The organism is Amnimonas aquatica (assembly GCF_002943415.1).
GTDB lineage: Bacteria > Pseudomonadota > Gammaproteobacteria > Pseudomonadales > Moraxellaceae > Perlucidibaca > Perlucidibaca aquatica_A.
Window position 1 is genome coordinate 1 of record NZ_PTQZ01000085.1, and the last position, 7,070, is coordinate 7,070.

Below are 7,070 nucleotides of genomic sequence, written 5' to 3' on the forward strand. Positions count from 1 at the left end.
GCACCCAGCCAGCCGATCCGGCGGCCATCCAGCAGGATGGCGGCAGTCTGGCCCGGATGCAGCGCGACATGCTCGCCGGCCGTGAAGCTGACACGGCCAGCCACCCCTGCAACCTGGAGAACCCCTTCAATATTTCCTTTCACATCAAAGAAATCAAGCGAATTCTTCGCGTTGTTCCACGACTCCGGCAAGGCGCTGCCGGTGACGATGCCGGCGAGCACCGGCTCCTGCCTCAGGCCGTCCGCCGCCGGCACGAAGCGCAGGCCGGACTCGAACAGGCGCACGCGCGCCTGCTGGCGGCTCTGGTTGTGGCGGGCGGCCAGCGCCAGACCCGGCCACAGGCTGGTGCGCATGACGGAAAGGTCACTGGAGATCGGGTTGGCCAGCGCCAGCGGCTGCGTTTCGGGATCGAATTCGCGCAGCAGACCGGGCTCGACGAAGCTGAAGGTGATGGCCTCCTGGTAGCCGAGATCGACCAGGGTGCGCTTGAGGCGGCGCAGCGGCTGCCGGGCCTCGGCCTGGGGCAGCAAACGCACCGGCGCCAGCGGCGCGGTGACCGGCAGGCGGTTGTAGCCGTACAGGCGTGCCAGCTCCTCGATCAGGTCGACTTCCAGCGTGATGTCGAAGCGATGACTGGGCGGCGTCACCTGCCAGCCGTCAGCGACGGTCTCTGTCTGCATGCCGAGGCGGCCCAGGTAGGCAGCGACATCGGCATCGGCAATGGCGAAGCCGAGCACGCGGGCGATGCGCTCGCGGCGCAGCGCGATGGCCGGACGCTGCGGCAGATGTTCCGCCGCCACGACCTCGGTGACCGGACCGGCGCTGCCGCCGACGATGTCCAGGATCAGCGCCGTGGCCTGCTCGATGGCGGTCACCGGCAGCACGTAGTCGACGCCGCGCTCGAAGCGGTGCGAAGAGTCGGTGTGCAGACCGTAGCGGCGGGCCTCGCCGGCCAGCGCCAGCGGCTGGAAGAACGCCGCTTCGAGGAAGATGTCGGTGGTCTCGTCGGACACCGCGCTGCCCTGCCCGCCCATGATGCCGGCCAGCGCCAGCGCCTGCGCGTCATCGGCGATCACCAGCGTCTGCTCGCGCAGCGTCAGGGTCTGGCCGTCGAGCAGGGTCAGCGACTCGCCGGCAGCGGCGCGGCGCACCTGGATGCCGCCGTTGACACGCGCGGCGTCGAAGGCATGCATGGGCTGGCCCAGTTCGATCATGAGGTAGTTGGTGACATCCACCACCGGGTGCAGGCTGCGCACACCGGCGCGGCGCAGGGCCTCGACCAGCCACAGCGGGCTGGCGGCGCCGGCGCGGATGCCGCGAATCAGGCGGCCGGCGTAGCGCGGGCAGGCCTCGGGCGCGTTCAGCGCCACCGGCAGCGTGTCGCCATGGCCGGCGCTCACGGCCGGCACGACGGCCGGCACGAAGTCGAGGCCGAACACGGCGGCGGTCTCGCGCGCCAGGCCGCGCATGCCCAGGCAGTCGCCACGGTTCGGCGTCAGGCCGAGCTCGATCAGGTTGTCATCCAGGCCCAGCCAGGCGCGGATGTCGGTACCCACCGGGGCATCGGCCGGCAGCTCCCAGAGGCCGTCGGACTCCTCGGCCAGACCCAGCTCCTGTTCGGCGCAGAGCATGCCGAAGGACTCGGTGCCGCGCAGTTTCGCTTCCTTGATGCGGAAATCGCCGGGCAGCACGGCGCCGACGACGGCCACCGGCACGCGCAGTCCGGGGCGCACATTGGCGGCGCCGCAGACGATCTGCAGCGGCTCGCCGCCGCCAACGCTGACGGTGGTGACGCGCAGCTTGTCAGCGTTCGGGTGCTGGACCACGGTCAGCACCTCGCCGATCACCACGCCGCTGAACGGCGGTGCCACCGGCACGACGGCATCGACCTCGAGACCGGCCATGGTGAGCTGGTGCGCCAGCGCGGCGGTGTCGACCGCCGGGTTCACGAGCTGGCGCAGGCGCTGTTCGCTGAATTGCATGATTCACTCGCTTGCCTGGAGTTCAGGCTGACTCTTCAATTTTTTCCGCCGGACAAATTCAATTGAAACAGCGGCTTGCAAGGTTTTCCCGAGGTCGCCGGCGAAATCAGGCAAACTGCTTCAGGAAGCGCACATCGTTGTCGAAGAACAGGCGCAGGTCGTTGACACCGTAGCGCAGCATGGCGAAACGCTCCACGCCCATGCCGAAGGCGAAGCCCTGGAACCTGTCCGGGTCGATGCCGCAGTTCTTCAGCACCTGCGGATGCACCATGCCGCAGCCCAGCACCTCCAGCCAGCCGGTCTGCTTGCAGACACGGCAGCCGCTGCCCGAGCACATCACGCACTGGATGTCGACTTCCGCCGAGGGCTCGGTGAACGGGAAGTAGGACGGGCGGAAGCGCACCGCCAGTTCCTTCTCGAAGAACACGCGCAGGAAGTCCTCGATCACGCCCTTGAGGTCGGCGAAGCTGACGTTCTCGTCGATCAGCAGGCCCTCGACCTGATGGAACATGGGCGAATGCGTGAGGTCGGAGTCGCAGCGGTAGACACGGCCCGGGCAGACGATGCGGATCGGCGGCTGCTGGCTTTCCATGACGCGCACCTGCACCGGCGANGCGCCTCGAAATTGTGAAAGTCGTCTTCCACTTCGGGACCGTCGGCGACAGTGAAGCCGACGTGGGTGAAGAAGTCCTCGATTCGCTCCAGCACGCGCGTGACCGGGTGCAGACCGCCGGGCGCCTGACCGCGGCCGGGCAGCGAGACATCGATGCGTTCGGCCTGCAGCTGCTGCGCCAGCGCGGCGGCTTCCAGAGCCTGCTTGCGGTCGTTGAGGGCGCCGGTGATGGCCTCGCGGGCGGCGTTCAGCTCGGCACCGAAAGCGCGGCGCTCTTCATCGGAGAGCTGCCCCATGCGCCGCGACAGCTCGCTGAGCTGGCTCTTCTTGCCCAGATACTGCACGCGCAGGGCTTCCACCGCCGCGCCGTCTTCCGCTCCGGCCAGCGCGGCCAGTGCCTGCGCTACCAGTGTTTGCAAATCACTCATGACATCCCGTTCCCGACAGGGGCTGACTCTGGGTGGCCCGGCACCCGCGCGTGCACGGATACCGGGCCGGAAAACAGAAAGGGGAAGAACCTGTGACAGCCCTTCCCCTTTGTGCTTGCCCGCCGGCGTGAGCCGGCAGGCAAATGACCGCGTTCGATCTGCCGTCAGACGGCATCACGATCAGGCAGCGAGGCTGGCCTTTGCCTTTTCAGCAATCGCGGTAAAACCGGCAGCATCATGCACGGCGATGTCTGCCAGCACACGACGGTCGATTTCGATCGACGCCTTCTTCAGGCCGTTGATCAGACGGCTGTAGGACAGACCGTTCAGACGCGCGGCGGCGTTGATACGGGCGATCCACAGCGCGCGGAACTGGCGCTTCTTCTGGCGACGGTCGCGGTAGGCATACTGGCCGGCCTTGATGACCGCCTGGAATGCCACGCGATAGACGCGGGAACGGGCACCGTAGTAGCCCTTGGCGCGATCCAGAACCTTCTTGTGACGACGATGGGCGATAACGCCACGCTTTACACGAGCCATTCTTCAGTCCTCCATCCGATCACAGGTTAGGCAGCATGCGCTCGACGCTCGGGACGTCGCAGGCAGCAACCATGGACATCGGACGCAGCTGACGAATGCGCTTGGCCGACTTCTTGGTGAGGATGTGGCGCTTGAAGGCCTGCTTGCGCTTGAAGCCGTTCGCCGTCTTCGCGAAGCGCTTTGCGGCGCCGCGCTTGGTCTTGATCTTTGCAGACATGTTGTCTTACCTCGTTAGTGACCCTTGCGGCCATGCCCGGGAGGTCCGCAGACCCGGCCCGGAGAGACCTGGGGGTAAGCCGCAAATCAGCGTCCTGCCGACTTACTTCTTTTTCTTGGGGCCGATGAGCATGCCCATCATGCGCCCTTCCAGTTTCGGGTGTTGTTCCACAACCCCGATCTCGGCCAGATCGGCCTCGATTCTCTGAAGCTGCTTGAGACCCAGCTCCTGATGCGCCATTTCACGACCGCGGAAGCGGAGCGTGATCTTGCATTTGTCACCGTCTTCCAGGAAGCGCACGATGTTGCGCAGCTTCACCTGGTAGTCGGCCTCTTCGGTGCCCGGACGCAGCTTGATCTCCTTGATCTGGACCTGATGCTGCTTCTTCTTGGCTTCCTTGGCCTGCTGCTTCTTCTCGAAGACGAACTTGCCGTAGTCCATGATGCGGCAGACCGGTGGTTCGGCGTCAGCAACGATCTCCACCAGGTCCAGCTCCACCGCCTCGGCGGCAGCCAGCGCTTCACGAATGGACACAATGCCCACCTGCTCGCCATTCTGGTCGATCAAACGCACTTCGCGGTGCTTGATGTCCCCGTTGATGGGCGCGCGCTTGCTGTCACGACCCTGCTTGTTATCCGGCTTAATGTTCTTTACTCCACAACTCGGCCCTTCCGGGCAATATCCGCAGCCAGCACGGCGGCAAAGGCTTCCACGGTCATGACACCGAGGTCTTCGCCGGCACGCGTGCGCACGGCCACGGTACCTTGTTCCGCTTCACGCTCGCCAATCACCAGCAGATAGGGAATGCGCTGGAGCGTGCGCTCGCGGATTTTATAGCCAACCTTCTCGTTTCTCAAGTCGCTGAAGGCGCGGAAACCTTGGGATTTCAAGGCGTTTTCGACGGAAAGCACGGCATCGGCCTGCTTGTCGGTGATATTCATGACGCAGACCTGCTGCGGCGACAGCCAGGCCGGCAGGATACCGGCGTAGTTTTCCAGCAGCATGCCGATGAAGCGCTCGAACGAGCCGAGGATGGCGCGGTGCAGCATGATCGGGCGCTGGCGGCTGTTGTCCTCGGCGATGAAGCTGGCGTCCAGGCGCTCCGGCAGGTTGGGATCGTACTGCAGGGTGCCGCACTGCCAGGCACGGCCGAGGCAGTCGTGCAGGGTGAACTCGATCTTGGGGCCGTAGAAGGCGCCCTCGCCCGGCTGGTACTGCCAGGGCAGGCCGGACTCGTCCAGCGCCTGCGCCAGCGCCTGCTCGGCGCGGTCCCACTGCTCTTCGCTGCCAATGCGCTTGGCCGGACGCGTGGACAGCTTCAGGCTGATGTCGTGGAAGCCGAAGTCGGCGTAGACATCGAGCGTGAGACGAATGAAGTCGGCGGCCTCCTGGCGCACCTGCGCCTCGGTGCAGAAGATGTGCGCGTCATCCTGCGTGAAGCCGCGCACGCGCATGATGCCGTGCAGCGCGCCCGAAGGCTCGTTGCGGTGGCAGGCGCCGAACTCGGCCAGGCGCAGCGGCAGGTCGCGGTAGGACTTCAGGCCCTGGTTGAAGACCTGCACGTGGCACGGGCAGTTCATCGGCTTCACCGCGTAGTCGCGGTTCTCCGACGCCGTGGTGAACATGTTCTCGGCGTAGTTGCCCCAGTGCCCGGACTTCTCCCACAGCACGCGGTCGACAACCTGCGGCGTGCGCACCTCCTGGTAGCCGTGCTCGCGCTGCACGCGGCGCATGTACTGCTCGACCTCCTGCCAGATGGTCCAGCCGTTGGGGTGCCAGAACACCATGCCCGGCGCCTCTTCCTGCAGGTGGAACAGGTCCAGCGCCTTGCCGATGCGGCGATGGTCGCGCTTCTCGGCCTCCTCGATGCGCTGGATGTAGGCCGCGAGCTGCTTCTTGTCGGCCCAGGCGGTGCCGTAGACACGCTGCAGCTGCTCGTTCTTGGAGTCGCCGCGCCAGTAGGCGCCGGACAGCTTGGTGAGCTTGAAGACCTTGAGGAAACGCGTGTTGGGCACGTGCGGGCCGCGGCACATGTCGACGTATTCCTCGTGGTAGTACAGGCCCATGGCCTGCTCGTCGGGCATGTCCTCGACCAGGCGCAGCTTGTAGTCCTCGCCACGGGCCGTGAACACCTCGATGACCTCGGCGCGCGGGGTCATCTTCTTGACCACGTCGTAGTCCCTGGCGATCAGCTCGGCCATGCGCTTCTCGATGGCGGCCAGGTCATCGGGCGTGAACGGACGCTCGTAGGCGATGTCGTAATAGAAGCCTTCGGCGATCACCGGGCCGATGACCATCTTCGCGGTCGGGAACAGCTGCTTGACGGCGTGGCCGACCAGGTGGGCGCAGGAGTGGCGGATGATCTCCAGGCCGTCCTCGTCCTTGGGCGTGATGATCTGTAGCTGCGCATCCTCGCCGATGAGGTCGCAGGCGTCGATCAGGCGCGCTTCGCCGCCGGCGCTCGGGGTCACCCTGCCGGCCAGGGTCACTTTCGCCAGGCCCGGGCCGATGCTGGTGGCGACATCCATCACCGAAACCGGGTGATCGAAACTGCGCTGCGAGCCGTCGGGCAAGGTGATGACCGGCATGGGAACTCCTGAATGTATGGGGTGGCCGACAGACGGCCCGAAAATGCAAGGGCGGAAGTTTAGGTCAAAAACGCCAGCTGTAGAACAGCGTGATGGCCGACTCCAGCGAGGTCACCGCCTCCAGCGACAGCTTCTTGCTGAACTGGTAGCGCAGCTTGATCGACTGCGTGGGCTCGAACACGCCCATGCCGAAGCTCAGGTAGAGGTCCGGACGCACGTAGCCGGACAGCGCGACCTGGGTCTGGTCGCTGTCACCGTCGGTGCCGAGCGCGAAGTCCTTGATGCCGAGACGGCTGCCGAAGCGCTCCAGCACGCCGGTGCTGCCGCCGAGCTTGAGCGCGGCGCCCAGCGCCAGGGCCTGGCGTTCGGCCGCCGTGGGCTCGGCGCTGTTGCGCAGCGAGCGCCCGAGCACCAGCAGCGACAGGATCTCCTCCTGTGCCATGGGCTCGTCGGCGTAGAGCTCGACCTGCGGCGCCGAGGCGCGGCCGGACACGCGCACGCCGACGGTGACGCCGTCGACCGTGCGCTCGGCCTCGAGGCGGATGTCCGGGCGCGCCAGCGGGCCGGCGAACAGCACGCGCCCGGTGGTGATCTCCAGGCGCTGGCCGTAGGCCTCGTAGACCGCATCCTCGCCCAGGCGCAGCTCGCCGTGCGCGCTCAGCACCTCGCCCGGGCGCTGCAGCAGCTGCAGATGCCCGAGCA

Annotated in this window: 6 protein-coding genes and 1 pseudogene; all 7 read right to left on the reverse strand. The window is 66.4% G+C overall.

The annotated features are described in order from the left end of the window. The coding region (gene pheT / locus C5O18_RS04885; protein ID WP_105191965.1) for a phenylalanine--tRNA ligase subunit beta at positions 1–1,982 on the reverse strand (1,982 nt) is incomplete at its 3' end. 106 nt (positions 1,983–2,088) lie between these two features. Next, positions 2,089–3,023: pseudogene (gene pheS / locus C5O18_RS04890) on the reverse strand (phenylalanine--tRNA ligase subunit alpha). A gap of 180 nt (positions 3,024–3,203) precedes the next feature. Further along, a complete protein-coding gene (rplT, locus tag C5O18_RS04895; protein ID WP_105191967.1) occupies positions 3,204–3,563 on the reverse strand; it encodes a 50S ribosomal protein L20 in 360 nt (119 codons plus the stop codon). A gap of 19 nt (positions 3,564–3,582) precedes the next feature. Beyond that, complete coding sequence (gene rpmI / locus C5O18_RS04900) at positions 3,583–3,780, reverse strand: 50S ribosomal protein L35 (protein ID WP_105191969.1); 198 nt, start codon at positions 3,778–3,780, stop codon at positions 3,583–3,585. Between the two features lie 102 nt (positions 3,781–3,882). After that, complete coding sequence (infC, locus tag C5O18_RS04905; RefSeq protein ID WP_277422146.1) at positions 3,883–4,425, reverse strand: translation initiation factor IF-3; 543 nt, start codon at positions 4,423–4,425, stop codon at positions 3,883–3,885. Between the two features lie 5 nt (positions 4,426–4,430). Beyond that, complete coding sequence (gene thrS / locus C5O18_RS04910) at positions 4,431–6,368, reverse strand: threonine--tRNA ligase (protein WP_105191973.1); 1,938 nt, start codon at positions 6,366–6,368, stop codon at positions 4,431–4,433. 64 nt (positions 6,369–6,432) lie between these two features. Beyond that, positions 6,433–7,070, reverse strand: a 638-nt coding sequence (locus C5O18_RS04915) for a translocation/assembly module TamB domain-containing protein (protein WP_206389730.1), incomplete at its 5' end; no start/stop codon positions are given.

Bases quoted from the DNA above. Each gene is read 5' to 3' on its own strand.
- rplT (WP_105191967.1), bottom strand. From the start codon at position 3,563: ATGGCTCGTGTAAAGCGTGGCGTTATCGCCCATCGTCGTCACAAGAAG.
- rpmI (WP_105191969.1), bottom strand. From the start codon at position 3,780: ATGTCTGCAAAGATCAAGACCAAGCGCGGCGCCGCAAAGCGCTTCGCG.
- thrS (WP_105191973.1), bottom strand. From the start codon at position 6,368: ATGCCGGTCATCACCTTGCCCGACGGCTCGCAGCGCAGTTTCGATCAC.